The following is a 25,670-nucleotide window of genomic DNA, read 5'->3' on the forward strand; positions in this document are numbered from 1 at the left end:
TGTGCGGGAGATGGACCGGCAAGGAGCGGTTTCAGGCCCGGGACTGGCGGATTTCCGCGCATGCCCGGTCGATGTACCGGCGCAGCGACCTGCCGTCGGTGGCGATCCGGGCGCCCAGTTCGAGGCAGCGCCGCTCACGGGCCGGGGTGACACGGCCCGTGAAGAACACGGCGGGCCCCGTGAAGGCGGCCCGCTCCCGCCAGCGCGCGAGCGCGTCCAGGCCCGCGTCGGAGTCCATACCGCGGGAGAAGTCGGACAGCAGGAGGTCGACCGGCCCGCGGGCGAACATCCGCTCGGCGCTCACCGCGTCCTCGGCCTCCGCGACCTCGGCGCCGAGCTCCTCCAGCTCCCGGACGTAGGCGCGGTTGTTGGCGGGATGGTCGTCCACCCAGAGGATGCGGATGTCGTCGTACCGGACGCCGTCCCGGCCCTCGGGGCGGTCCTCGGGGCGGCCCTCGTCCGGCCTGCGCACCCCGCCGGCCGGGGGCTCCGCGTCCACCCGGATCGTGACGACCGGGGTCGCGCCGCCCCGCTGGAGCCGGGTCACCAGCTCGTCGGCCTGCGCCAGCAGCAGCCACTCCTCCACGAGGCGGACGAAGTCCCGGTCCCGGGCCAACCCCGGGTAGACGGTGGGGAGTTGCTCCTCCAGCCGGCCAAGGACGGCCTCCCAGTCACCGGGCCGCTCGCGGTCGGGCGGGGCGAGCCGGTGCCCGCTCACGGACGACACCGTGGCCCGCCACGCCTCCGGTCCGGGCTCGACCCAGCGGCTCAGCACCCGCCGGGCCGTGTCGTACTCCAGGAACTCGCGCCCCGCGTTGGCGGTGGGGGCGCCGGCGTCGCTCGCCACGAGAATCCGGTAGAACTCCGGATACAGGTATTGCAGGAGCAGCGTCCTGATGACCGCCTCCGGCTCGATCCCCGTCCACACCGGGTTGAGGGAGCACTCCAGGCCGAAGCCGTTGATGAGCCGCTTGATCCGCCGGGGGTTGCGGGCCGAGCGGTCGGCGATCAGGTTCACCATCGCGTCGTCCAGCAGGTCGCTCACCCCCGAGCGCTCGGCGCAGCGCCGGACGTAGGCCCGCAGGTCCTCGCCGCCCGCCACGGGCAGCCGGTAGCTGGTCTGGAAGATCTTCTCCATGAACGCCGAACCGGCCGGGCCCAGGTCCCGCAGCAGCCCCGAGGGGCCGAGCACGGAGCGGTCGCAGCCGATCACGAACGCGAGCCCCGGCAGGTCGAGATAGGCCTTGACCGCCTCGCACACCGCGAGCACGGTGTCCTCGGCGCACCGGTCGAGGTCGTCGATGAAGACGACGAGCAGCCGGCCCGGCCGGTCCGGGGTGGCCTTCGCCCACTCTTCCGCGAGCTTCTTCAGCTCGTCCCGCATGGTGGCGCGGGCCCTGGGGTCGACGGACAGCTCACGCCAGAGCCGGTCGACGAGCCCGGCCAGCCCGAACGGGGAGGCGACCACGGTGAGCGTCGCCAGCACCGCCCTGATCAGCGGGCCGTGCTGGGACAGCTGGTGCAGGGCCCGGCGCAGCAGACGTTTGTCGAACGTCATCAGAACGGTCTTGATGAGGCCTTCCAGCACGTCGGCGCCGGTGGCGGACCAGGCGTTGTACCACACCGTCCGGACGTCGTCGCGCGGCTCCAACTCCGCCCGGACCAGGGACATCAGGCTGCTCTTGCCCATGCCCCAGCCCGCGTCGACGGCGAGCGTGAAGGGCGTCGCGGCCCTTGAGTCGTTGATGAGCGCGGCCAGTTGGCGGGCGGCCGTGCCGGCGCCCAGCAGGTCGCCCTCGGCCGCGCTCACCGGCTCGTCGCTCAGCAGCGAGAACTTCATGCCCTGCCTCCCCCTTCGGCAGGGTCAACGTACCGAGTCGGACCCGGCGTGTCTCATGTGGCGGAAAGCACGAGGCAGGTCGCGTTACCGCGCCGTAAGCTCACCGACATGCAGGTGATCCAGTCGACCAAGCTCTCCAACGTCTGTTACGAGATCCGGGGCCCGGTTCTCGAGGAGGCGATGCGTCTGGAAGCGGCAGGGCACCGCATCCTCAAGCTGAACACCGGGAACCCGGCGGCGTTCGGGTTCGAGTGCCCGCCCGAGATCCTGGAGGATATCCTCAGGAACGTGTCGTCGGCGCACGGGTACGGCGACGCGAAGGGCCTGCTGGCCGCCCGCCGCGCGGTCGTCATGCACAACCAGACCCTGGGCATCGAGACGGACGTGGAGCACGTCTTCATCGGCAACGGCGTCTCCGAGCTGATCGTCATGGCCATGCAGGGCCTGCTCGACGACGGCGACGAGGTCCTCGTACCGTCGCCGGACTACCCCCTGTGGACCGCCGCCGTCTCCCTCTCCGGCGGGACCGCCGTCCACTACCGCTGCGACGAGCAGTCCGACTGGATGCCCGACCTCGCCGACGTGGAGCGCAAGGTCAGCGACCGCACCAAGGCGCTCGTCATCATCAACCCGAACAACCCGACCGGCGCGGTGTACGACGAGGCGATGATCAAGGGCCTCACCGACATCGCCCGCCGCCACAACCTCCTCGTCTGCTCCGACGAGATCTACGACAAGATCCTCTACGACGGCGCCACGCACACCCCGACCGCGAAGGTCGCCCCGGACCTGCTGACCCTCACCTTCAACGGGATGTCGAAGGCGTACCGGGTGGCCGGATACCGCGTCGGCTGGATGTCGATCTCCGGTCCGCGCGCGCACGCCGACTCCTACATCGAGGGTCTGACGATCCTGGCCAACATGCGGCTCTGCGCGAACATGCCCGGGCAGCACGGGGTGGTCGCCGCGCTCAGCGGGCGGCAGACCATCAACGACCTGGTGCTTCCGGGCGGCCGGCTGAAGGAGCAGCGGGATGTCGCGTACGAGCTGCTGACCCAGATCCCGGGTGTGACCTGCGTGAAGCCGAAGGGTGCGCTGTATCTGTTCCCGCGGCTCGATCCGCAGGTCTTCAAGGTCAAGGACGACCGGCAGATGGTCCTCGACCTGCTCCGCCAGGAGAAGATCATGGTCGTCCACGGCACCGGCTTCAACTGGTCCGAGCCCGATCACTTCCGGGTCGTGACCCTGCCGTCGGTCGGGGATCTCCGGGACGCGGTGACCCGGATCGGGAACTTCCTGGACGGGTACAGCCAGCCCTAAACCTCGCGGGGCCTTTTTCCGGGGGTTTTTTCGGCCAGATTTTTGGCCGGCACAACTTTAGACGAGATCTAAGCTAGGATGGTTTCCTGTCTGAGCACAGGAGACCATGCCATGTACGAACCGATCCGCACGAAGTCGGTCCACAGCACGGTGGCCCGCACACCCTCCGCCGACTTTCCTCACCGGTCGCGCGAGGAGGAGCTGGACATTCAGCTGGCGGGGCATCTCGCCGCGCTGCTCGCTGTGACCGACGAGCTGCGGGCGCTGGAGCCGTCGGCCGAGCTGGATGCGGCTGCGGAGCGGCTCGCCGGGCAGCTGACGCGGTTGCGGGGGGCTTCGCCGAGCCGGGCGGGGGCGGCTCCGGCCGCGGCTCCCACGTCCCGGCTCGATGCCCTGCACCAGCGGGCACACGCTCTGGCCGGGCGGGCGCTGGTGGTTGCCGCGTCCCGGGCCGATACCGCGGCGGCGATCCTGTCCGCCGAGCGGATGGACGCGCATGCGGTGACCCCGGTCGCCTGAGTCTCCGGTTCCTCGCACCCCTGAGGGAAGGGGCATTGAGGGCACCCCGTGTTGATCCGGGACCCGTCCGACACCTTCCGTTCATCCCTTTCCCCGGGGAATGTTGGGTTCCGCGAGCACGCTGCCCCTCGTGAGACGTATCGCGGGAATCGTCCTCGCGGTGTTGCTGATCGGCGGAGTGGTGGCAGCCGTCGTAGCGGGCCGGGACAACGGGGACAAGGGCACGGCAACGAAGACCGTGCGTGGTGTGATCGGTTCGGAGAAGGCGGACTTCTTCGCCGATCCCGATGTGGTGAAGGCCCTCGCCGCCAAGGGCTTCACCGTGAGGACGGAGACCTCCGGGTCCTGGGCCATGGAAGGGCTCGACCTCAAGGGGTACGACTTCGCCTTCCCCTCCAGCCAGGCACCGGCCGACGCGCTGGCCGACAAGTACACGGTGCGGCAGCCGTTGCCGCGGCCCTTCTACTCGCCGCTCGTCGTCGTCGCCCACCGCAGCGCCGCCCAGGTCCTCGCGGACAACGGGCTCGCCACGCTGGACAAGGACCGGGACCGCGGCACCCTGAAGATGGGCGCCTATCTCGACGCGGCCAAGCGGGACCTGACCTGGCAGCAGCTCAAGGGCGCCGACAAGCACGGGGAGCTGACAGGCACCCTCTACATCGCGAGCACCGATCCCGAGGCCTCCAACTCCGGTGCTCTGTACCTCGCCGCGGCCTCCTACGTCGCCAACGGCGGGCGGGTGGCCGCGAGCAGCGCCGACGTGGATCGCACCGCGCCGCTCATGCACAAGCTGATCAGCGTGCAGGGGGCCCAACAGTCCAGCTCCGACGCGCCGTTCAGGGACTTCATCAGCGGCGCCGGCAATCCGCTGGTCCTCGTCTACGAGTCCCAGGTGGCCTCACTGCTCCTCGACAAGCAGCCGGTCGGCGATCTCGTCGTGCTCTACCCGGACACCACCGCCAACAGCGACCACACCGTCGTGCCGCTCACCCCGGAGGGCCGCGAGCTCGGTCAACTCCTCAGCAGCGACCCGACGTTGCGCAAGCTCGCCGTACGGCACGGGTTCCGGCCGCAGGGTGACACCGCAGAGTTCGTCGCGGCCACGGCCGCCCACTCCAGCTATCTCAACCAGACGCTGACCGGTGTCCGGCAGGCGCCCGTGCCCACCTCGAAGGTGCTGCACGACATGGCGCGCCGGGCGCGCGGCTGACCGGGGGGAACCACATGAGCAGCAGTTTCAACACCAGCCAGAACACCAGCCAGGACACCCAGAGCGGGGACGACGTCTTCACCCTCACCCCACCGGAGGCCGTCGCGCCGGTGCCGAAGGAGAAGGCCGGCGGGCTTGTGCCGGTGGACGAGAGCGTCCGTACCGACATGGCGCGGAAGGCCGCCGCCTATGTCGAGGGGCTCGCCTCGCTGGACGCCCGCTCGCCCGAGTTCGCGGGCAAGGTCGGGGAGATCACCGCGCTCGGTGCCGGTGAGATGCGTACCGCCACCGCGCAGTCCAACCGGATGCTGGAGCGGACCGTGCGGAGTCTGCCGTCGAAGGGCGGGGACGCGCAGTCGCAGGTCGCCGGTTCGCTCGTCGAACTCCGGCGGGTGGTCGAGGACCTGGACCCGCGTGATCTGCCCGCGTCGAAGGGGCGGAAGTTCCTGTCCCGGCTGCCGGGCGGCAACAGGCTGCGCGACCATGTCGCCAAGTACGCCTCCGCGCAGGGCACGTTGAACAAGATCGTGGGCTCGCTGCGCGGTGGTCAGGACGAACTCCGGCGCGACAACGCGGCGTTGCAGACCGAGCGGGTCCGGCTCTGGGAGACCATGGGCAAGCTTCAGGAGTACGTCGTCCTCACCCAGGCCCTCGACATGGCCGTCGAGCAGCACATCACCGGCGTCGAGTCGGCCGACCCGGGCCAGGCCGACACCCTGCGCGCGGACGTCCTCTTCCCGGTCCGGCAGAAGCACCAGGACCTGCTGACCCAGCTCGCGGTGTGCGCGCAGGGCTACTTGGCGATGGACGTCGTACGGCGCAACAACGACGAGCTGATCAAGGGCGTCGACCGGGCGGCGACCACGACCGTCTCCGCCCTCCGCATCTCCGTCATGCTCGCCTCCGCGCTCGACAACCAGCGCAAGGTCGTCGACCAGGTCAACGCCCTGCGCGGCACGACCGAGGACCTCATCCGGGGCAACGCCGAGATGCTCTCCACCCAGAGCGGCGAGATCCAGCGCATCGCCGCCGACCCGGCGGTGGGCGCGGAGACCCTCCGCACGGCCTTCCAGCAGATCTACCGCACCCTCGACGCCATCGACACCTACAAGGTCCAGGCGACCGAGGTGATGGCGGCGACCGTCGAGTCCCTGACGTCCGAACTCCAGAACGCCGGCTCCTACTTGGAGCGGAGCCGGTCGCAGAGCGCCCTGGAAGGCGGTCTCGGATGAGACGTCTCCTCGCGCTCGCCCTCGGCACGGCCGCGCTGCTGACCGCCTGCACATCGACGCACGACACGAAGACCGGCCCCGACGACGCCCCCAGGCCCGGCACACTGCGCGTCCTCGCCTCCAGCGAACTCAGCGACATGACCCCGGTGTTCGATCAGGTCCGCAAGGACACCGGCATCACGATCCGCCCCACCTACATGGGCACCCTGGACGCGGTGGACCTCCTCGCGAAGGGCAAGGTAGACGGCCGGTACGACGCCTTGTGGCTGTCCTCGAACGACTATCTGCGGCTACGGCCCGACGCGGCGAGGAAGGTCGTCTCCGAGACCCCGGTCATGTCGAGCCCGGTCGCGATCGGCGTCAAGGACGCCACCGTGCGGAAGCTGGGCTGGACCGCGGACAAGGTCACCTGGTCGCAGCTCGAACAGGCCGTCCAGGACGGCAGGCTGACCTACGGGATGACGGACCCGGCGCGCTCCAACTCCGGCTTCTCGACCCTCATCTCCGTGGCCTCCGCGCTCTCCGGCGCCCAGTCGGCGCTCACCGACGCGGACGTCACGAAGGCGACTCCCCGGCTGAAGGAGTTCTTCAAGGGGCAGAAGCTGACGTCGGGTTCGTCGGGCTGGCTGGCCACCGCCTACCAACGCCGCGGGAACGTCGACGCGTTGCTCAACTACGAGTCCGTCCTCAAGGGCATCCCGGGCCTGACGGTGATCCGCCCGAGCGACGGGGTCGTCACCGCCGACTACCCGCTGACCTCCCTCGCCTCGACGGACGCCACCACCCGCGAGAACGTCCGGCGGGTGACGGCCGACCTGCGCACGGACGCCCTTCAGAAGCTGATCACCACCCGCACACACCGCCGCCCGGTCGTCGCCTCCGTACCGCCCGCGTCCGGCCTCGACACCAGCCGACGGCGTGAACTCCCCTTCCCCGGCAGCCAGTCGGTCGCCGACGGGCTCCTCGACTCGTACGAGAACGAGCTGCGCCGGCCCTCGCGGACGGTGTACGTGCTCGACACCTCCGGTTCGATGGACGGCGACCGGCTGTCCCGGCTGAAGAAGGCCCTCACCGATCTGACCGGGGACTTCCGGCAGCGCGAGGAGGTCACGCTGATGCCGTTCGGGTCGGCCGTGAAGAGCGTGCGGACGCATGTGGTGAGCCCGGGCGACCCGCAGGCCGGGCTCGACGCCATCCGCAAGGACACCAAGGCCCTCAGCGCCGACGGGAACACCGCGATCTACACCTCGCTGGAGAAGGCGTACGAGCATCTCGGCTCCGGCGGCGACACGTTCACCTCGATCGTGCTGATGACCGACGGGGAGAACACGACCGGCGCCAAGGCCGGGGACTTCGACGGCTTCTACGGCCGGCTCCCCGCCGCCCAGCGGGACATCCCCGTCTTCCCCATCCTCTTCGGCGACTCGGACAAGGCGGAGCTCCAGCACATCGCCGACCTGACCGGCGGCCGGCTCTTCGACGCCCAACAGGGCTCGCTGGACGGCGCCTTCGAGGAGATCCGTGGCTACCAGTAAGTTCCTCGGCTATCTGGAGTCCCGCAAGAACCTCACCGGCAGCGCCTGCGGGCTGATCGGCCTGGTGCTGACGTTCGTGGGCGTGGCCGGACCGTACTGGCCGGTCGTGGTCGCCGGTCTGTACGGCGCGGGCGCGCTGATCGCCCCGCCGGAGCGGCCGCCGCTGCCCGACTTCCCGGACCCCTCCGCCCAACTGGAGGAACTCCGCGACGACTTCGAGAGGCTCGGCGGCTATCTGGCGGGCGTCGAGCTGCCTCCTGCCGCCGCCGGTCGGCTCACCGAGCTGAACCAGCTCCTCGCCGGACTCCTCGATCCGCGGATCACCGACGACCTCGCCCAGGACCCGGAGGGCGTGCACATCCTGTCGCGGGCGATCCGGCAGGACGTACCGGAGGCGGTGGACACGTTCGTACGGACCCGGTGGTGGACGCGGCTCGCGCCGGGCACCGAGCCCCCGGAACGGCACCTGGAGCGGCAGTTGACGGTGCTTCAGGAGGAGGCGCGGGGGCTGGCGGCCGGTCTGCGTGAGGTCGAGGCGCGGCGGCAGGAGTCGCACACGCGGTATCTGGAGGACCGGGGGCGTTCGCAGAACGGCTGAGGGCGCGGAACAGCCGTGCGCTTCACAGCAGGTGCAGGACGACGATCAGCAGGAGGAGTGCCAGCAGTACGACGCCCGCCACCTTCAGCGGGCCCATGCGCTGCTCGGGCTCCGGTGCCGCCGCCGGAGGCACCACCGGCACCGGCGGCCGTACCGGCACGTTGAACACGTCATGGCCCGTCACCGCGGCCCGTGTGCACCACGGACAGGTCGGGAGGTGGGAGCCGTAGGAGTGCAGGGGGCGCTGGTGGCAGCTCTGGACGCGGGAGCGTTCCTGGTCCAGGGCGCGTAGCCAGACTTCCGGGGTGGGGCGGGCCGACGGGGCGTGGACCCCCGCGCCGAACGCCGTGTGGGCCAGGGTCAGGAGGCCGGGCGGGAGGACCGACGGGTCGACGGTGCCGCGGGGGATGACGACCGACTCGGGGCGGACGACGTAGGAGACGCTCGCGGCGATGTTGTCCTTGACGGTGGAGTCGGAGGTGCTGTCGTGCGGGACGCCGCCGAAGGGGTGGTTGCCCGCGGTGAGGAGCTGGTAGATGAGCACCGCCAGCGCGAAGTTGTCGCTCTCCTCGGTGGCGGCGGCGCCGGACTGGCGTTCCGGTGAGGAGTAGTCGGTGGTGTGCATCAGGCAGGGGAAGGGCTCGCCGGTGACCGGGTCGGTGAAGGCGATGGAGTCGCAGTCGAGGAAGGTGACGAAGCCGTTGGCGTCGACTACGACGTTGCTGCTGGAGAAGTCGCCGATGACCAGATGGTCGTAGTGCATGCGGGCGGTCATGAAGGCGAGGTTCCAGGCGACGCCGAGGAGGAAGCGCCAGTCGGCGCGGTCGCCGAAGAGGCGGAGGCGCTGGGCACGGGTGAACAGCCCCACCAGCTGAACGTGTTGGGGCTCGCCGAAGCGGCGCATGGCGTAGCCGAGGAAGGTGTCGTCGGGGCCGCGGGCGATGGCGGTGGGCCAGGCGAGTTCGGGGGGCTGGTTGGCGTCGGTGGGGCGGGCGGCCAGGGGGGACATCGTGAGCATGCGGGCGAGGCGGCGCTCCAGGTCGGGGCCCGGGCGGTCGCGGTAGAGCTTGACGACGATCGTGTCGTCGCCCTCGACGGGGAAGACGGCGGCCTGTCCGCCGCCCTTGAGCGGGAGTTCGGCGAGAGTGACGGGCTTGCCGTCCAGGAAGACCGTGCGGCCGCTCACGGGGTCACCGCGCGCACGGCCCGCAGGAGGGTCTTGTCGTCGGCGTTGAGGCTGGTCAGCCGGTCCGAGCGGAGGAGGGCGGCGAGACTCTCGTGCGCTTTGTCGGTGACCGGTCCCGGGGTGTCCAGGGAGCTCAACACGGCTTCCACGAACGAGGTGTTGGGCTGCGGCGGGCCGCCGCCGGAGAGCGACAGGGCGGCCTGCGCGAGGCCGTCGGTGGACAGCAGGACGCCGTCGACGCGCGGGTCCGCCACGCAGTCGGTGCGCAGCCGGCGGGATGCGTCGGGCGAGGTGAGGAAGACGGTCTCGTTGCTGTACTCGCTGACGGCGGGCGGCTGCGGGAGGAGGTGGAACTGCCGCTCCCCGTCCTCCGTCCCGGCGCGGACCACGACGAAGCCGTCGCCGACGCTGAGATGCCCGAGCCAGCCGGGGGTGAGGACGACGACGGTGAGGGTGGTGGCGTAGTCGGGGGCCGTGCTGCCGTAGGTGTCCAGGAAGATCTTGGACACGTCGTCGAAGGCGTCCGCGAGCAGGTCGTGGACCTCCTGGCCCGGCGGGCAGCCGGACGCGGCGGCGGCCCGGCGGCGGAAGTGCTCGGCCGCCAACTCGACGGCGTGCAGGGACCCTTGGTCGGAGTGCGGGCGGCTGCCCGCGCCGTCGGCGACCGCGAGGACCGACACGTACGCCGAGGTCGTGTAGGTGCAGGCGTCCTGGCAGGGCGTGCCGGTGCGGCGGTGCCGGTAGCCCTCGACGCTGAGGCCGTGGATGCGCCAGGGCGAGTCGGCCACCGCTCAGCTCTCCCAGGCCGGGCGCTGGGTCTTGAACTGGCTGAAGATCTTCTCGAAGACCTCGTCGCCCGCGCCCTTCTGCTCGGCGTTCGCGCTGGCCGACATCATCTGGAGCAGCTCGCGGAACGGGAAGCCCTGGATGCGCGCGTTGAAGGTGGGCGCGAAGGCCTGGAGCACCTGCTCGCCGCGGTCGGTGATGCCGCCGACGCCGATCGCGTACAGCCGGAAGCGGCGGGCCTGTTGCTCGTCGGCGAGGACGGGCAGCAGGCGGTGCCAGGAGTCGGTCATATGGCCGGTGGCGTCGGTGGGGAGGCCGTCGGTGACCAGGCAGATCTGCGGGCGGTAGTACTGGAGCCCGGAGGCGCGCAGCTCCGCCTTGCGGGCGGCGACGACATGCATGGCCAGCTCCAGCGCCTCCGTCATCAGGGTGACCCCGGAGGCGGTGAACCGGGGTGCCTGGAAGGCGTGCGCGGGGACGAAGGGGCTCACCGGGGCGCGGGGGTCGAGGAGTTGGGGTCCGCGCCAGGCGCCGACGCCCCGGCCGCCGAAGGTGATCACGGCGACCTCGACGCTGTAGCTGAGGGAGACGTCGTCGTGGAGTTCCCTGGTCCACTCGGCCAGCGCGTCGTTCAGGGTCTGGATCGGCTGGCCCGCCATGGAACTCGACGTGTCCAGACACAGGACGAGGGGCAGCCGTTGCGCGTTGTTCTCGAACTCGATGTCGGCGTACTCCGCCGGCATCGTGGGCGGGTATTCGCTGGGCATGGCGTCTCCAGGTCGGCCGGGCGGTACGGGGCTCACGAGGTACCCCGCGCGTGGTGCCGGGCGGCGGGCGGGAAGGCGTACAGGACGTCGGAGTCGGGTTCGCGCGCGTCGGTGACCTCGACGTACGCGCCGGGCACGGGCGGGGTGCGGTCGGGTTCGGCCCACACCGCGCGGTACAGGACGTGGTCGAGTTCGACATAGCCCTGCGGGTGGAGTGCCGTACGGACCACGGCTGTTCGGGACGGTCCGGTGCGGGGGCCGACCCGGCGGCCGTAGGAGGACGGGGCCGGTGCGGGGGGTACGGGGCGCAGTCGGGCGGTGGTCTCGGCGGGCTGCTCCTCGGAGTGGGCCTCCATGGCCGGGGTGCGGGAGCGGCGGACGGCCAGGAAGAGGGCCAGGAGCAGCAGCAGGAGTACGGCGGTCAGGGCGAGGAGCAACAGACGGGTGCGGTCGGGGGACGTGTGGCCGCCGATCTCGGTGACGCCCAGCTTCTTGTCGAGCAGCTGGCCCCCGGTGAGCGAGGACTTGGTGAGCGCCTTGCACAAGTCGGTGGTGCAGGGGCCGAGTTGCCGCTGTGCCGTGGCGTCGAGGCGGTCGATCCTGGCGTCCCGGTCGACGAGCGGATGGCCGGCCAGGACGATCAGCGCGGTGCCGCCCTGGCCGGTGTGGACGCCGGCCGGTACCCGCACCCGGAGGTTCCTGGTCTCCCGGCGGATCTCGGCCTGGTCGACCGTGCGGCCGGCGTCGAAGCCCAGCGGTCTGTCCAGCGTGACCGTCACGGTGGCCCCGTCGTTCAGCGCATCCTCCCAACAGCCCAGTTTCGTCGGAAAGTTCGCGCCGCAGTTCGGACCGGCCGCGGCCGGCGACCCGGCCGGAATCACCGCGATCAACAAGCCGAACAGCACGGCAGTGAAGAACGTACGTCTCATGACGACCCCCCGTTGGCGCCCATAGTGGAGCCAACAGGGGGGTGGCCGAAAGGGGTTGACTGAGAATGCTCAATTCACTTCTACAGCTGGAAAACCTGATGACAACGGGTGAACATCTGTCGCGCCCGTTCCACCCAATCACTGGCCAGAACATCGAAATCGGCCTGGGAGATCCGGCAGGTCAGCGGGAGGTCGCAGACTCCGGCGAGACATGGCCGGGGTCCGCGGACGTCCCACACGGAGAGCATGGGATTCAGCTGTTCGGTGTTCCACGCGTTGGACGCGGCGGCGGCGATCGCCAATTGATCCTTGCGCAGAGAATGACCGTCGGTGACAAAGGCGACAAGGAGTCTTTTCGTGGTCATGAAACGCACGGTGAGGGTGCGCCCCGACGCCTCTAGATCGAATTGCAGGGAGACGGAATCGGCATCGCTCTCGACGTGGTAATTCCGCCGGGCCCCCCAGGTATGGGTCAACTGCCGCCAGGACGAGGCGATGTCGTAGTCCCGGCCGGGCGGAATGGAGGCCTCAGGCGTCGCCACGGACCACCGCCTGGCTGATCATCTCGTCGGTGAGGCCCGCGTCCAGCAGGGCCTGCGCGTGCAGCAGCAGACAGGACGGCACCGGCAGGCTCGTGCCGCCCCCGCGCCGGGCCGCGAGTTCACTCCGGCGGACCTCGATCGTGCGGGCCACGGCGGGCGGCGGCCAGGTCGCGGGGCGCGGCTGCGCCAGCAACTCGTCGAGCAGCACGGCCAGTCGGGGCCGGTCCTCGGGCCGCTTGGCCAGGCACCGCGCGAGCAGTGGCCGTATCCCCGGGGGTACGCCGTCCAGTTCGGGTTCGCGGTGGACGACCCGCAGGCTCACCGCCTCGCCCGTGCCGAACGGGGGGCGGCCGGTCAGCGCGTGGACCAGGACGCCGCCGAGGGAGAACACATCGCTGGGCGGGCCGATCTGACCGGCCGTCATCTGCTCCGGTGACATGAAGGGCGGGGTGCCCACCACGATCCCGGCCTGGGTGAGGCTCGGGGCGCCCTCGACGCGGGAGATGCCGAAGTCGATGACACGGGGGCCGTCGGAGGCGAGGAGCACGTTGGCCGGTTTGAGGTCGCGGTGGACCAGGTTGGCCGCGTGGATCGCCTGGAGCGCCTCGACGAGGAACGCGCCGAGCCTGCGGACCTGCGCCTCGGGCAGCGGGCCGTCCGATCTGACGGCCTCGGCGAGAGAGGGCCCGGGGACGTACATCGTGGCCAGCCAGGGGAGTTCGGCCTCGGTGTCGGCGTCGACGACGGCCGCGGTGTAGGCGCCGCTGACCAGCCGGGCGGCGGCGACCTCGCGGGCGAACCGCTCGCGGAACTCGCGCTCGGCGGCCAGTTCGGGCCGGACGACCTTGACCGCCACCTCGCGGCCGGCCGGTGAACGGCCGAGATACACCCAGCCCATGCCGCCGGACCCGAGCCGCCCGGCGATCCGGTACGGCCCCACGCTCAGGGGATCGCTGACCGGAGTGCGCACCCCGCTCACCTCACTTCGGGGTTCGTTGCAGGTTGTCCCGAGTGTCCCCCGAAATCCCGTCTTGGGCAGGGCGGATGCGTGAAATGGGGGTCAGGACTACGCCCTGGGGCCGCGATGGTGGTAAGGGCAACGGACAGGGCCCCGCACGCCGTTGTGCGGGGCCCTGCCCGTGGTGCCGCACCGCGGCCGGCCTGTGACGACATTGCTGGTCAGGGCACAATCGGCGGCCGGCCGCGGAGTTCTCGGTGTGTTTCTAGCCCAGGCGCTGCACCAGCGCGTGGTACTCGTCCCACAGTTCCTTCGGGGTGTGGTCGCCGAAGGTGTTGAGGTGGTCGGGGATCAGGGCGGCCTCCTCGCGCCACACGTCCTTGTCGACGGTGAGCAGGAAGTCCAGGTCGGACTCGGAGAGGTCCAGCCCCTTGGTGTCGAGGGCACCCTTGGCCGGCAGTACGCCGATCGGGGTCTCGACGCCCTCGGCGCGGCCGTCGAGACGGTCCACGATCCACTTCAGGACCCGGCTGTTCTCACCGAATCCCGGCCACACGAACGTGCCCGCGTCGTTCTTGCGGAACCAGTTCACGTAGTAGATCTTCGGCAGCGTCTCCTGGTCGCGGCCCTTGGCCACATCGACCCAGTGGCCCATGTAGTCACCCATGTTGTAGCCGCAGAACGGCAGCATGGCGAAGGGGTCGCGGCGCAGCTCGCCGACCTTGCCCTCGGCGGCGGCGGTCTTCTCGGAGGCCACGTTGGCGCCCAGGAAGACACCGTGGTTCCAGTCGAAGGACTCCGTCACCAGCGGTACGGCCGAGGCGCGCCGCCCGCCGAAGAGGATCGCCGAGATCGGCACGCCCTTGGGGTCCTCCCACTCGGGCGCGATGATCGGGCACTGGGAGGCGGGCACCGTGAAGCGGGCGTTGGGATGCGCGGCGGGCGAACCGGACTCCGGCGTCCAGGAGTTGCCCTTCCAGTCCGTGAGGTGGGCCGGAGTCTCCTCCGTCATGCCCTCCCACCAGATGTCGTTGTCGTCGGTCAACGCCACGTTGGTGAAGACGGAGTTGCCCCACAGCGTCTTCATCGCGTTGGCGTTGGTGTGCTCGCCGGTGCCGGGCGCGACGCCGAAGAAACCGGCCTCGGGGTTGATCGCGTAGAGCCGGCCGTCCTCGCCGAACCGCATCCAGGCGATGTCGTCACCGATGGTCTCGACGGTCCAGCCGGAGATGGTGGGCTCCAGCATCGCGAGGTTCGTCTTGCCGCAGGCGCTCGGGAAGGCGGCGGCCACGTACTTCGACTCGCCCTGCGGAGGCGTCAGTTTGAGGATCAGCATGTGCTCGGCGAGCCAGCCCTCGTCCCGTGCCATCACCGAGGCGATGCGCAGGGCGTAGCACTTCTTGCCGAGCAGCGCGTTGCCGCCGTAGCCGGAGCCGTAGGACCAGATCTCTCGGGACTCGGGGAAGTGCGAGATGTACTTGGTGGAGTTGCACGGCCACGGCACGTCCGCCTCGCCCTCGGCCAGCGGCGCTCCGAGCGTGTGCACAGCACGCACGAAGAATCCGTCGGTACCGAGTTCGTCGAGGACGGGCTGTCCCATGCGGGTCATGGTGCGCATGGAGACGGCGACGTAGGCGGAGTCGGTGATCTCGACGCCGATCGCGGAGAGGTCCGAACCGAGGGGGCCCATGCAGAACGGGACGACGTACATCGTCCGGCCCTTCATGGAGCCGCGGAAGATGCCCTGTTCTCCCGCGAAGATCTCCCGCATCTCGGCGGGGGCCTTCCAGTGGTTGGTGGGACCCGCGTCCTGCTCCTGCTCGGAGCAGATGAACGTCCTGTCCTCGACCCGGGCGACATCGGTCGGGTCGGAGGCGGCGTAGTACGAGTTGGGGCGCTTGATCGGGTCGAGCTTCTTGAAGGTGCCCTTTTGGACGAGCTCCTCGCTGAGCCGCTCGTACTCCGCTTCGGATCCGTCACACCAGACCACGCTGTCCGGCTGGGTCAGTTCTGCGATCTCGTTGACCCACGAGATCAGTTCCTTGTGCTGGGTGGGGATGACGGGGGGAGCCGCGATGTCGCGCGCCACGATTGCTCCTATGATGAGGGATTTTGTCCTGGTTGCCCCGTGGGGGCCGCGACCCGGATGCTTCACGATGGTTGATCTTGGCGCTCATCCGGTGCCGACCGCACTCATTTGATCATCCGACGCGTCCGCCCATATGTCCAGAGGGCCTCACAGACGAGCGACGTGAGGATCGCCACGTATCGAGATGTTTTCCGTGCGTCACCATCGATTCACCACGGGTACCCGGACGCCGGGTAGGCATGGGCGGCATGAGAGAGTGGCCACTTCTGGACCCTCATCTCGCCCCACTGACGCGTAACTTACGGTTCCGTAGGTACGATTGCGCGCATGACTGCGTCCGTCCCCTACGCGCCCACGGACAAGCCGACCGACGGCCATGGTCCTGCCGCGCTCTCCCTCCCCGACCATGTGAAGCCGAAGCTGCGCGGCTGGCTGCATCTCGGCATGTTCCCGGCCGTTCTCGTCTCCGGCCTGGTGCTCACCGCTCTCGCCGACTCGGCCCGGGGCCGCATCGCCTGCGGGATCTTCGCCCTGACGGCATGTCTGCTCTTCGGCGTCAGCGCGCTGTACCACCGGGGCAACTGGAGCCCGCGCATGGACGGCGTCCTGCGCAGACTCGACCACGCCAACATCTTCCTGATCATCGCGGGCACGTACACGCCCCTGACGATGCTGCTGCTGCCGGGCGCCAAGGGCGAGTGGCTGCTGTGGGGCATCTGGGGCGCGGCGTTGGCCGGCATCGCCTTCCGCGTCTTCTGGGTCGGCGCGCCGCGCTGGCTCTACACCCCCTGCTACATCGCGATGGGCTGGGCGGCCGTCTTCTTCCTGCCCGACTTCATGCGCACGGGCGGCGTCGCCGTCCTGGTCCTGGTGATCGTCGGCGGACTGCTCTACAGCGCGGGCGGCGTGATCTACGGCCTCAAGCGCCCGAACCCGTCACCGCGCTGGTTCGGTTTCCACGAGGTCTTCCACTCCCTGACGGTGGCGGCCTTCCTCGTCCACTACGTCGGGATCTCCCTGGTGGCGTACCAGCACGGGTAGCACCTGAGACACCTCTCGTTCATGGCCACGGCTTTCGAGCCGTGGCCATTTTTCATGTACTGAAAGTCGATCCCTGTTGACACGCACCATCTTTTGACAGCTACTCTCATTTCATGGCTACTGTCACCAACTCCCCCGACGTGCGCCGCTGGTGGGCCCTCGCGGCCCTGGTCGCGAGCATGCTCACGCTCGGCTTCGACACCACGATCCTCAACGTCGCCCTGCCCACGATGGCCGGCGACCTCGGCGCCACCACCGGCCAGCAGCAGTGGATGGCCGACGCGTACGTGATCGTCTTCGCGGCGCTGATGCTCCCGGCGGGACTGCTCGGCGACCGCTTCGGCCGCCGCCGCATGCTGATCACAGGGCTCGGCATCTTCCTCGCCGGTTCCCTGGCCGGTGCCCTCGCCGGCGATGTCACCTGGGTCATCGTGGCCCGCACGGTGATGGGCGTCGGCGCGGCCCTGGTCACCCCGCTCGCCCTGTCCGTGCTGCCCTCGCTGTTCGGCCCGGACGAGCGCACCAAGGCCGTCGGCATCATCTCCGCGGCCTCCTCGCTCGGGCTGCCGCTCGGCCCGATCATCGGCGGCTGGCTGCTCAACCACTTCTGGTGGGGCTCGGTCTTCCTGGTCAACATCCCGATGGCCGGGATCGGCATCGCGGCCTGCGTCTTCCTGCTCCCCGAGACCAAGGACCCCGCCTCGCCGAAGGTCGACACCCTGTCCACCGCGTTCACCGCGGCCGGCCTCGGCGCCCTCATCTACGCGATCATCGAGGCGCCGAGCCGCGGCTGGGGCGACCCGCTGATCGTGGGCATGCTCATCGGAGCCGCGATCCTCATCGCCGCGCTGGTGCTGCGCGAGCGGCGCATGGAACGCCCCATGCTGGACATGACCCTGCTCGGCCATCGCGGCTTCCTCTTCAACACGCTCGCCGCGACCCTCGTGATGTTCGTGCTCTCCGGTCTGCTGTTCGTGCTGCCGCAATACCTCCAGGCGGTGCTCGGCAACGACGCGCTCGGCACCGGCGTCCGGCTGCTGCCCATGATGGGCGGCCTGATCGTGGCGGCCCGGGCCGCACAGCCGCTGGTCGACAAGTTCGGCTCCCGCGCGGTGGTCTGCGCGGGCCTGGTGGTCCTGGCCTTCGCCGCCCTGCTCGGCAGCCGTACGACGGTCGACTCAGGCTACGGCTTCACCGCGCTGTGGCTGTCCGTCACCGGGTTCGGCTTCGGCTTCTCGATCGTCCCCGCGATGGACGGCGCGCTGGGCGCACTGCCCCGCGACCGGGCGGGCAGCGGCGCCGGGCTCCTGATGACCCTGCGCCAGGTCGGCGCCGCGATCGGCATCGCCCTGCTCGGCAGCCTGCTCGCGAGCGCCTTCCGGGACCGCCTGGACGTCACCGGCCTGCCCGCGAAGGCGGCCGACACGGCCGGGGAGTCCGTCGTAGCGGCACACATGGTCGCCCAGAAGGCTGGCTCGGCCGACCTCGTGGCCTCCGCGAACAGCGCCTACGTCCACGGCATGGGCCTGGTCCTGCTGGTCTGCGGCATCGCGGCGCTCGTCACCGCCCTGCTGTCGGCGGCCTTCCTGCCGAACACGCCGGCCGCGCCCGGCAAGCGGGAGGCGGCGGACGAGGACCCGGCCACAGCCGTGGCCGTCGCTCTGGCGGATGGCGGACAATGAGCGGCATGACGGCCGCACCCTCCCCCTTCAGCCCCGCCGAACGCCCTCAGCTGGGCCTCCGCGAGCGAAAGAAGATCAAGACCCGCGAGGCGATCCGCTCCGCGACGTACGAACTGGTCAAGGAACAGGGGTACGACGCCACGACGATCGAGCAGATCGCCGAGCGCGCCGAGGTGTCGCCGTCGACGGTCTTCCGCTACTTCCCCACCAAGGAAGACATCGTCATCACGGACGAGTTCGACCCGATCATCATGGAGGAGCTGCGGGCCCGCCCCGCCGACGAACCCTGGATGGTCACCCTCCGGTACGTGGTGCAGAAGGCCATCAAGTACGGCAACAACGAGGACGCGGAGACCACCCGGCTCCGCACCCATCTGATGGTCCAGGTCCCGGCCGTGCGCTCACGGATGATGGAGAGCATGTCGGTCACCGGCTCCATGCTCTGCCAGGCCATCGGCGAACGCACGGGCCGGGACCCGGAGAGCCTGGAGGTACGGGTCTACGCCACGTCCCTCGTCGGCGGACTGATGGAGACGTCCCTGTACTGGGCGGAGAACGGCCACCGTGAGGAGTTCGCGGACCTGGTGGAACGGACGATGGGCGTGCTGGAGCACGGGCTCACCGACTGAGCCCGTGCTCCGACCGCCGCTGGATCAGCCCTGCTTCCCGACCGGCTTGACGGTCTTCACGTCACCCTTCCCGCACGCCACCCCGTCCTTGTCCGGGTCGAGGCCGAGCGGGTCGTCCTTGCCGTTGACCTTCAGACGGCCGTAGTCGTTCTGCCGGAGCCAGGTGCAGCGTGCGGCAGTCGTCTTCTTCACCTCGGCCGGGAAGACCGTGGGGACGCAGACGTTGATCGTGCCGTAGTGGCGGTCGCAGCCGGAGATGGTCGGGCTGACCGGCTGGGAGGCGCGCTTCTTGCCGGGCTTGGTGACCTTGCCCTCCAGGGAGTCCGCGAAGGAGTGGACGTGGGCCGAGGCGGTGTCCGTGGTGAGGGCCGAAGGGCCTTGCAGATGAACCCACTTGGCCACCGACGGGACACCGTTGGCGTCGACCGCGAAGAGCATGTACCAGCCCGGCGGCGCCAGGTTGGGGTTGCTCGTCACGTTCAGGTCGACGGTGTTGCCGTTCACCGACAGCGGCAGGTCCACGAACCGCTGGTTCGGGTCCGAGGAGTGCGTGACCGCGGCCGGACGGATCAACTCCGCCTTGGCGATGGGCCGGTCGACGGTGATGGTCTGGGTGTCGCCGTACTCCCACTCGGTGTCGATGACCGAAGTGATCGTCGGGCGCGTGCCCTTGAGGAGATAGGGCGGGGTGTAGATCGACACGTTGTGGTTCCAGGTGCCGTTGCCCGGGTTGTCACCGGTGGACATCACCCGGCCGTCCGGCAGCAGGAACGACGACGAGTGGTACCCGCGCGCCTGCGGATCGGCGGCCACCGGATCGAACGTCGTGGTCGCCGGGTCGAAGATGGACGCCTCGTGGACGGGGTTCGCGCGGTTGTGCAGCCCACCGCCCGTCTCCAGCACCGTGCCGTCCGGCAGCACCACGGCGGACACGTACATCTTGCCCTGGCTGCCGGTCTCGGCCACCGGACCGTTCCCCAAGTCCACTGTTCCCTGCGGGGTTTGGGGTCCGACCGTGTACGCCGGGTTGGCTGCCTTGAGGTCGATGATGTCGGTCAGCCGGTTCGCGTCCGGGTTGGTGTCGATGTTGCCGCCGCCGATGGTGAGGACCTTCTGGTCCTGCGCGGGAGGCAGCAGCACGCTTGCGGACTGGTCGCGTTGGTCCTTGTTCTGGAGTCCCGGGACCGAGGTGATCGTGTTCGCGCCGTAGTCGTAGATCGCGCTGCCCGTGCCCGGGATGTTGTTCCCGAAGACATGGCTGCCCGTGTAGAAGAGCCGGCCGTCCTGCATCAGGACCATCGACGGATACAGCCCCCAGTACGACCAGGTCTGGTTGACCTGCGACAACGGCAGCCACTTCTGCTGGGCGTCCGACCAGTACTCGGCGGTCACCGACCCCGTCGAGTCCTCGCGGAGCCCGCCGAAGGAGATGACGTCACCGTTGCCGAGCTCGGTCGCCGACGGGTACCAGTGGCCGTCGTTGAGGTCGTTCGTCTTGCTGTACGTCTCCGTCTTCGGATCGAAGATGTACGAGTCCTTGTACCCCTCGTACCCGTGCGAGCCGTCCGCCGCCGGGAACGCCTTGTTGCCGCTGAGCACCAGCACCCGGCCGTCCTGGAGCTGGATGTGCCCCGAGCAGAACATGTCCTTCGGCGTCGGGATCACCTTGTACGTCCCGGCCACCGGGTCGTACACCGCGCTCGTGAACGTCCCCGCGTCGAACTGCTCCTGGCTGTTCCCGGAGCCCGCGATCAGCAGCACCTTGCCGTTGTTGAGGACGACGGAGTGCATCGAGCGCACCGGGTTCTGGGTCGGGAGCACGTCCCAACGGCCGTTCGCGCACTCCTCGGCGGTCGCCGTGCAGGTCGCGGGCGGGAGCGTGTCCGGGACCTGGTCCATCGTGTAGTCGTCGGTGGTCGCCGACCCGGTGCCGTAGACCGAGACACCCCAGGTGATCCGGTCGGTACCGGCCGGGACCTCCGGTGTGCGGACCGTGGCCTGGGTCCAACTGCCCTGCATCTCCAGGGTCTTGAGGTCGGTCCAGTACTGCCACCCGGCCGTCGCGTCGTGCCGGAACAGCGTGATGTTCGCGTCCGGCGTCGTCGTCTTGTACCAGAGCCCGAGGTCGTACTGCTTGCCCGCCGTCACCACCGGCGCGCATCCCGTCGACTCGGTGATCAGCGCCTTGCGGTCGCCGTCCACCCGGCGCGTCACGGTGACCTTCATGGCCTTCGAACCGGAGTGCGCGTCCGAAGTCGTCGTGAAGTCGTAGTCGTTGTCGCCCCAGCCGGACTTCTCCCAGCAGTACGGCATCCCGTCACCGCCGCCCGCCGTCTCGAAGCCCGGGTTGAGGACCAGGTTCGCGGCCTCGGCGGACTGCGGCGAGATGAGCAGCAGTCCGGCGGTCAGCGTTCCCACCCCGAGGAACGCGGTTCTTCTCGGTACTTGTTCATACGGCTCTCCCTGGTGCTGTACGACTCTCGCCTTTGTTCTTCGCGGGCTCCGGGGCGCCCAAGTCGGTGTCGGGAGACCGACGCGCCCCTCCGCCCGGGCGGCGCGGGAGGTAGACCAGCGCCTCGGTTCCGACGAAGCGCAGGACGAACGTCATGACCAGCGCGAGCGCGGTCGCGGGCACGGCGCCCATGCCGAACTTGTGGACGAACAGGGCGATCAGCGGAATCCGCAGCACCAGATCGGCGTTGGCGAGCAGCGCGAACCGGCCCGTCCGGTCCCACCAGCTGCGGTGCCGGCGCCGGTCGCGGAAGAGCAGATGCTCGATCAGCAGGAAGTTCCAGGCCACGCCGAGCTGGTTGGCGAGGATCTCGGCGGGGACGTAGTGCATGCCCGCCCGGGTGAGCGCCCACAGGCCGACCAGGTTCGGCACGAAGCCGGTGGCGCCGATCAGGCCGAAGACCACCATGCGCGCGACTGGCGACGCGGTGCGCAGCCCGAGCAGGTGACGGAGGAAGCGAAAGCCCTCCCGCGCCGTCGACTTGGACTCCCCGGCGAACCGGTCCTGGAAGACGAACGGCACCTCGGTGACCGTGCGCGGACGGCTGCGGACGGCGAGTTCGAGCAGGATCTTGTAGCCGAGCGGTTTGAGCGCCTCCGCCGTCACCGCACTGCGCCGGATCGCGAAGAAGCCGCTCATCGGGTCGCTGATCCCCCGCAGTTTTCGCGGGAAGAGCGTCTTGGTCAGCCAGGTCGCCCCGCGGGACACGGCGACGCGGTAGCCGCCCGCGAGCCCTTCGCGGCTGCCGCCCTTGATGTACCGGGAGGCGACGACGAGTCCGGCGTGCGCGCGCTCGCCGGTGCCGACCAACTCCGGTACCAGGGACGGCGGATGCTGGAGGTCGCCGTCCATGACGACGATCCAGTCGGACGTCGCCGCCTTGATGCCCTCGACGACCGCGCCCCCGAGCCCGCCGACGGGCTCCTCCCGGTGCAGCACGGTCACCGGGAACGGGCAGTCCTGCGCCGCCTCGGAGATCACCTCGGGGGTGTCGTCGGTGGAGTCGTCCACGAAGACGACCTCGCAGGGCAGCCGGGTGGGCACCGATTCGGTGATCCGGTGCAGCAACTCCCTTACGTTCGCTGACTCGTTGAAGGTCGGTACGACGATGGTGACGGCGCCGGGCTCGGCGATCTCGGCACCCCGTACGGCCGGGTCGCCCAACTCGCCGGGGACCATGGACTCTTGGCTCATCGCTGGGCTCCCACGGTCTCGGGCTGGATCTGCCGGATCTCGATGCGGTCCGCGCCGGTGCCGAAGGTGGCGACCGGGGTGGAGTGCTCGATCGCCGCCTTGACGTTGGGCAGGTCGACCGCGTCGCGCCGTACCGTCGGGGAGGCCACCACGTAGTCGATGTCCTTCCAGCCGTGCGGCAGCGTCTTCGTGACGGCGGGGTCGAGGTCGGCCTTGTAGAACCAGATGACCCCGAGCCCGGGCCGGTACCCGGCGTGCACCAGGTCGAGCCAGAGGGCGTCGTCGACGAGGACCCGGGTGTCCTTCGGGTCCTTCACCTCGGTCGACAGCCACGTCGAGGCACCCCGGTAGGGCGCGTTCGCGTCGGCGGTCATCGCGGTGCGGTCGCCGTCGTACCACTTCGGTACGACATAGACGCCGGCCGCGATCGCCAGGACCACGGCGAGCGAGTACCGCACCCCGGTGACGTACCGTTTCTCCTCTTCGCCACGCCATCTGCGCAGCACCGCGTGGGCGACGGAGGCGGTGCCCCCGGCCAGGACGAGGGCGAGGAACGGCAGCGCGCCGATGATGTACATCGCGGGCAGATAGCCGTTGGGCCGCAGCGAGACCAGGGCGAGGATCGCCACGGTCATCGCCGGTCCCGCGAGCGAGCGGGCGGTGACCGACCAGCGCCAGGTGACCAGCAGGAGCACCGCCCCGGCGAGGCCGCCCAGCGGCAGGACGCGGTCGTAGTACAGCCAGGAGTGGAGGACGCCGTAGGAGCCGGAGGCCTGGTCGAGGATGAAACCCGAACCCGGTCTGGTCATCTGGTACTTGAGACCGTCCCACAGCGAGACATGGCCGCTGCCCGGCACCAACTCGCCCTTGAGCAGGGCGAAGAGGGGGTACGACAGGCCGATCAGGGCGCAGGCGGTGATGGCGCCGGTGAGCGCGAACTTGCGGGTGTCGCGGTGGCCGTGGCGCCACATGGTGACCAGCAGCGCGGGCAGGACGACGAGCATCGTCTCCTTGGTGAGGACCGAGGCCGCGCCCGCGAGACCTGCCCCGAAGTGGTGCCAGAGATGGCGACTCGGGGACGCGGCCAGGCAGAACGCGAGCAGCATCCACATCACGGCGATGTTGTCGAGGAAGATCTCCCGCTGGAGGATCACGGACAGCGGGGAGAGCCCGAAGAGCAGCATGGCCAGGCCCGCCGCCCAGCGCGGGAGCGAGAGCCGGCGGCCGAGGACGTAGACGAGGACCGCGCTGATCGCGCTGATGACCAGCATGGCGAGGCGCATGGTGCCGACGGTCATCGAGTCGGGGCTGAAGTGCGCGGGGAGCCAGGTGAGCAGGGCGATCTGGATCCAGCCGAGGGGCGGGTGGTCGTACCAGTACGTGTAGTGGGCCAGTCCGGTGCCCTGCTGGACGGCCCAGGCCTGGGCGAGGTAGGTGCCCTCGTCGTCGCTGAGCGTCGGGTAGTCCGCGATGTTCCAGCCCTGCACGACGAGGATCGCCGTGAGGAGCAGGCCGCAGAGGAGGAGGTCGGGGCGGGCGGAACGCAGCCGTGACGGTGGCGTCGTTCGGCCCGCCGAACCGGTTTCAGGCGCAGGCTGCCGCTGCGCGGGGACCGTGGTGGTCGCCGCGGGAAGGGTGGAAGTCACGCAGGAACGTCCTCTCGGATCACTGCGGTTTCGGTGAGGTGCGCGCCGACGTGGGAGGTCAACTCCCAGTCGTTCCGGCCGCGTTGCTCACGCCAGACGGCGCGGATGGCGGCTCCGGCGAGCAGCACCTGGTAGAAGGGGCCGCCCACGACGAGCTTCAGGTAGTGGACGGCACGGACACGGAGTCCGTACTGCTTGCCGAAGTCGTGCAGGCCGACGACCTCGAACACGAAGGTGACGGCGGCGGTGACCAGCGGCAGGAAGGTGAGGAACGCGATGCCCACCGGCACGTCGAGGAAGAGCGCGACCGCCGCGTTCAGCGGGATGATGACACCCGAGAAGGCCTGGAGGAACGGGGTCATCAGCGTGTAGCGGGCGAGCAACCGCTGCCCGAATCCCGGGAGTTGCTGCCAGTCCTTCTTGCGGTAGACCTGAAGGAAGCCCTGGTTCCAGCGGGTTCGCTGCTTCAGCAACGACATCAGCGAGCCGGGGGTCTCCTCCCGGGTCACCATGTCGGAGTCGTAGGCGACGACGACCTTCTTGCCGACGCTGGACAGCCGGACGCCCAGATCGCAGTCCTCGGCGAGGCAGTCGGGGTCCCAGCCGTCGGCCTCGCGCAGGGTGTCGGTGCGCACGAAGACGGTGTTGCCGCCCAGCGGGATGAACCCCTTCTGCGCGTGCAGATGCAGCCGGGACCTGAACCAGAAGAAGTACTCCAGGCAGTTGCGCAGGCTGTACCAGCTGGAGTGGAAGTTGATCAGCTGGACGCCCCCCTGGACCACGTCCGCTCCCGTCGTCCGGAACGCGTGGTCGACGTGGGCGAGCAGCTCCGGATGGACCTGGTCCTCGGCGTCGAAGACCCCGACGACATCGCCGCGGCAGTGCGGCAGCGCCGTGTTCATGGCCTTCGGTTTGTTCTTCTTCTCGTGCGTGTCGACGACGACACGGACGCGCGGGTCGCGCTCGGCGGCACTGTCGGCCACCGCCGCGGTCTCGGGGTCGTCGTGCCCCACGATCACGATGATCTCGAAGTCGGTGTGTGTGGACTCCAGCAGTCGCTGGATGGTGTGGTCGAGCACGGCCTGTTCGTGCCGGGCCGGCAGCAGCAGCGAGAACGAGACGTGCTCGTCCCCGTCCGGGCTGCTGAATCGGGTGGAGGCGAGCACTTCGGGCGTGCGCCACGCGTGCATCTGCCACCACAGGGTGAAGGCGGCCATCCAGAAAAGCGCCAGCGAAACGACAGCGATGAAGACAGACGTCAGCACAACAGATCCCCCCAGATCCAATACCCCCTGGCGCGACGGTGAGTTACGGCCGTCGCGTCACGGGGCAGACACTATGGGCGATCTGTGAAGTGGACAGGTGATTTCAGTGAAGAGCGTGTTTCATCACCATGAGACGCGCACGTGAGCATTTCTCGTACAGGTCGCGTTTGGGGTGGTTACGACTGTGTCG

Annotated in this window: 21 protein-coding genes; 9 read left to right on the forward strand and 12 right to left on the reverse strand. The window is 69.7% G+C overall.

Going from position 1 to position 25,670, the window contains the following annotated elements; genetic code table 11:
* Nucleotides 1-31 precede the first annotated feature (31 nt).
* Entirely contained in the window at nucleotides 32-1,840 is a 1,809-nt protein-coding gene (locus tag ACIRB1_RS29440) for a P-loop NTPase fold protein (RefSeq protein ID WP_403467543.1), read from the reverse strand.
* 108 nt (nucleotides 1,841-1,948) lie between these two features.
* On the opposite strand from ACIRB1_RS29440, the gene ACIRB1_RS29445 reads away from it, so the two are divergent.
* From ACIRB1_RS29445 to ACIRB1_RS29470, 6 genes are all read left to right on the forward strand, one after another.
* Nucleotides 1,949-3,160, forward strand: coding sequence for a pyridoxal phosphate-dependent aminotransferase (locus tag ACIRB1_RS29445; RefSeq protein ID WP_403467544.1), 1,212 nt, complete (start codon nucleotides 1,949-1,951; stop codon nucleotides 3,158-3,160).
* Between the two features lie 111 nt (nucleotides 3,161-3,271).
* The gene (locus ACIRB1_RS29450) at nucleotides 3,272-3,679 is read left to right on the forward strand and encodes a hypothetical protein (protein WP_352180889.1); all 408 of its coding nucleotides are present in this window, start codon (nucleotides 3,272-3,274) and stop codon (nucleotides 3,677-3,679) included.
* Nucleotides 3,680-3,809: 130 nt separating this feature from the next.
* On the forward strand, nucleotides 3,810-4,889 hold the full coding sequence (locus ACIRB1_RS29455) for a hypothetical protein (RefSeq protein ID WP_403467545.1): 1,080 nt from the start codon (nucleotides 3,810-3,812) through the stop codon (nucleotides 4,887-4,889).
* 14 nt (nucleotides 4,890-4,903) lie between these two features.
* A complete protein-coding gene (locus ACIRB1_RS29460; RefSeq protein ID WP_403467546.1) occupies nucleotides 4,904-6,121 on the forward strand; it encodes a toxic anion resistance protein in 1,218 nt (405 codons plus the stop codon).
* On the forward strand, nucleotides 6,118-7,656 hold the full coding sequence (locus ACIRB1_RS29465) for a substrate-binding domain-containing protein (RefSeq protein WP_403467547.1): 1,539 nt from the start codon (nucleotides 6,118-6,120) through the stop codon (nucleotides 7,654-7,656). Before ACIRB1_RS29460 ends, ACIRB1_RS29465 begins: the two co-directional genes overlap by 4 nt.
* The gene (locus ACIRB1_RS29470; protein ID WP_352180893.1) at nucleotides 7,643-8,254 is read left to right on the forward strand and encodes a hypothetical protein; all 612 of its coding nucleotides are present in this window, start codon (nucleotides 7,643-7,645) and stop codon (nucleotides 8,252-8,254) included. Before ACIRB1_RS29465 ends, ACIRB1_RS29470 begins: the two co-directional genes overlap by 14 nt.
* A gap of 22 nt (nucleotides 8,255-8,276) precedes the next feature.
* On the opposite strand, the gene ACIRB1_RS29475 is transcribed toward ACIRB1_RS29470, so the two are convergent.
* The 7 genes from ACIRB1_RS29475 to ACIRB1_RS29505 all read right to left on the reverse strand — a co-directional run bounded on the left by ACIRB1_RS29475 (nucleotide 8,277) and on the right by ACIRB1_RS29505 (nucleotide 15,511).
* Complete coding sequence (locus ACIRB1_RS29475) at nucleotides 8,277-9,440, reverse strand: hypothetical protein (RefSeq protein ID WP_403467548.1); 1,164 nt, start codon at nucleotides 9,438-9,440, stop codon at nucleotides 8,277-8,279.
* Nucleotides 9,437-10,228, reverse strand: coding sequence for a PP2C family serine/threonine-protein phosphatase (locus tag ACIRB1_RS29480; RefSeq protein WP_403467549.1), 792 nt, complete (start codon nucleotides 10,226-10,228; stop codon nucleotides 9,437-9,439). The genes ACIRB1_RS29475 and ACIRB1_RS29480 overlap by 4 nt, the downstream gene beginning before the upstream one ends.
* A gap of 3 nt (nucleotides 10,229-10,231) precedes the next feature.
* Nucleotides 10,232-10,993, reverse strand: a complete 762-nt coding sequence (locus tag ACIRB1_RS29485; protein WP_352180896.1) for a VWA domain-containing protein — start codon at nucleotides 10,991-10,993, stop codon at nucleotides 10,232-10,234.
* Between the two features lie 32 nt (nucleotides 10,994-11,025).
* The gene (locus tag ACIRB1_RS29490; protein ID WP_403467550.1) at nucleotides 11,026-11,922 is read right to left on the reverse strand and encodes a hypothetical protein; all 897 of its coding nucleotides are present in this window, start codon (nucleotides 11,920-11,922) and stop codon (nucleotides 11,026-11,028) included.
* Between the two features lie 80 nt (nucleotides 11,923-12,002).
* On the reverse strand, nucleotides 12,003-12,464 hold the full coding sequence (locus ACIRB1_RS29495; RefSeq protein WP_266771961.1) for a hypothetical protein: 462 nt from the start codon (nucleotides 12,462-12,464) through the stop codon (nucleotides 12,003-12,005).
* A complete protein-coding gene (locus ACIRB1_RS29500; protein ID WP_403467551.1) occupies nucleotides 12,451-13,434 on the reverse strand; it encodes a serine/threonine-protein kinase in 984 nt (327 codons plus the stop codon). Before ACIRB1_RS29500 ends, ACIRB1_RS29495 begins: the two co-directional genes overlap by 14 nt.
* A gap of 253 nt (nucleotides 13,435-13,687) precedes the next feature.
* Nucleotides 13,688-15,511 (reverse strand): phosphoenolpyruvate carboxykinase (GTP), encoded by a 1,824-nt coding sequence (locus tag ACIRB1_RS29505; RefSeq protein ID WP_403467552.1) that lies wholly within the window; start codon nucleotides 15,509-15,511, stop codon nucleotides 13,688-13,690.
* Between the two features lie 327 nt (nucleotides 15,512-15,838).
* Here ACIRB1_RS29505 and ACIRB1_RS29510 point away from each other — a divergent pair, with 327 nt between their 5' ends.
* The 3 genes from ACIRB1_RS29510 to ACIRB1_RS29520 all read left to right on the forward strand — a co-directional run bounded on the left by ACIRB1_RS29510 (nucleotide 15,839) and on the right by ACIRB1_RS29520 (nucleotide 18,863).
* Nucleotides 15,839-16,552: a hemolysin III family protein gene (locus ACIRB1_RS29510; protein ID WP_352180900.1), complete on the forward strand. Its 714-nt coding sequence runs from the start codon at nucleotides 15,839-15,841 to the stop codon at nucleotides 16,550-16,552.
* A gap of 113 nt (nucleotides 16,553-16,665) precedes the next feature.
* Nucleotides 16,666-18,234: a DHA2 family efflux MFS transporter permease subunit gene (locus ACIRB1_RS29515; protein ID WP_403467553.1), complete on the forward strand. Its 1,569-nt coding sequence runs from the start codon at nucleotides 16,666-16,668 to the stop codon at nucleotides 18,232-18,234.
* A complete protein-coding gene (locus ACIRB1_RS29520; RefSeq protein ID WP_403467554.1) occupies nucleotides 18,231-18,863 on the forward strand; it encodes a TetR/AcrR family transcriptional regulator in 633 nt (210 codons plus the stop codon). The genes ACIRB1_RS29515 and ACIRB1_RS29520 overlap by 4 nt, the downstream gene beginning before the upstream one ends.
* Before the next feature lie 24 nt (nucleotides 18,864-18,887).
* On the opposite strand, the gene ACIRB1_RS29525 is transcribed toward ACIRB1_RS29520, so the two are convergent.
* The 4 genes from ACIRB1_RS29525 to ACIRB1_RS29540 are packed head-to-tail and all read right to left on the reverse strand — an operon-like array spanning nucleotide 18,888 to nucleotide 25,480.
* On the reverse strand, nucleotides 18,888-21,281 hold the full coding sequence (locus tag ACIRB1_RS29525; protein WP_403467555.1) for a galactose oxidase-like domain-containing protein: 2,394 nt from the start codon (nucleotides 21,279-21,281) through the stop codon (nucleotides 18,888-18,890).
* Nucleotides 21,282-21,312: 31 nt separating this feature from the next.
* Nucleotides 21,313-22,569 carry a glycosyltransferase family 2 protein gene (locus ACIRB1_RS29530; RefSeq protein ID WP_352180904.1) on the reverse strand — a complete coding sequence of 419 codons (1,257 nt, stop codon included), beginning with the start codon at nucleotides 22,567-22,569 and terminating at the stop codon, nucleotides 21,313-21,315.
* The gene (locus ACIRB1_RS29535; protein ID WP_403467556.1) at nucleotides 22,566-24,215 is read right to left on the reverse strand and encodes an ArnT family glycosyltransferase; all 1,650 of its coding nucleotides are present in this window, start codon (nucleotides 24,213-24,215) and stop codon (nucleotides 22,566-22,568) included. The genes ACIRB1_RS29530 and ACIRB1_RS29535 overlap by 4 nt, the downstream gene beginning before the upstream one ends.
* Nucleotides 24,212-25,480, reverse strand: coding sequence for a glycosyltransferase (locus ACIRB1_RS29540; protein WP_352180906.1), 1,269 nt, complete (start codon nucleotides 25,478-25,480; stop codon nucleotides 24,212-24,214). The genes ACIRB1_RS29535 and ACIRB1_RS29540 overlap by 4 nt, the downstream gene beginning before the upstream one ends.
* Nucleotides 25,481-25,670 lie beyond the last annotated feature (190 nt).

It is taken from the genome of Streptomyces sp. NPDC096013, from assembly GCF_044763565.1.
In the GTDB taxonomy this organism is placed as follows: domain Bacteria; phylum Actinomycetota; class Actinomycetes; order Streptomycetales; family Streptomycetaceae; genus Streptomyces.

What these genes read in the sequence shown, in the direction of transcription:
- ACIRB1_RS29440 (WP_403467543.1), bottom strand. Translation starts at nt 1,840, where the DNA reads ATGAAGTTCTCGCTGCTGAGCGACGAGCCGGTGAGCGCGGCCGAGGGC.
- ACIRB1_RS29445 (WP_403467544.1), top strand. Translation starts at nt 1,949, where the DNA reads ATGCAGGTGATCCAGTCGACCAAGCTCTCCAACGTCTGTTACGAGATC.
- ACIRB1_RS29450 (WP_352180889.1), top strand. Translation starts at nt 3,272, where the DNA reads ATGTACGAACCGATCCGCACGAAGTCGGTCCACAGCACGGTGGCCCGC.
- ACIRB1_RS29460 (WP_403467546.1), top strand. Translation starts at nt 4,904, where the DNA reads ATGAGCAGCAGTTTCAACACCAGCCAGAACACCAGCCAGGACACCCAG.
- ACIRB1_RS29465 (WP_403467547.1), top strand. Translation starts at nt 6,118, where the DNA reads ATGAGACGTCTCCTCGCGCTCGCCCTCGGCACGGCCGCGCTGCTGACC.
- ACIRB1_RS29485 (WP_352180896.1), bottom strand. Translation starts at nt 10,993, where the DNA reads ATGCCCAGCGAATACCCGCCCACGATGCCGGCGGAGTACGCCGACATC.
- ACIRB1_RS29490 (WP_403467550.1), bottom strand. Translation starts at nt 11,922, where the DNA reads ATGAGACGTACGTTCTTCACTGCCGTGCTGTTCGGCTTGTTGATCGCG.
- ACIRB1_RS29510 (WP_352180900.1), top strand. Translation starts at nt 15,839, where the DNA reads ATGACTGCGTCCGTCCCCTACGCGCCCACGGACAAGCCGACCGACGGC.
- ACIRB1_RS29515 (WP_403467553.1), top strand. Translation starts at nt 16,666, where the DNA reads ATGGCTACTGTCACCAACTCCCCCGACGTGCGCCGCTGGTGGGCCCTC.
- ACIRB1_RS29520 (WP_403467554.1), top strand. Translation starts at nt 18,231, where the DNA reads ATGAGCGGCATGACGGCCGCACCCTCCCCCTTCAGCCCCGCCGAACGC.
- ACIRB1_RS29530 (WP_352180904.1), bottom strand. Translation starts at nt 22,569, where the DNA reads ATGAGCCAAGAGTCCATGGTCCCCGGCGAGTTGGGCGACCCGGCCGTA.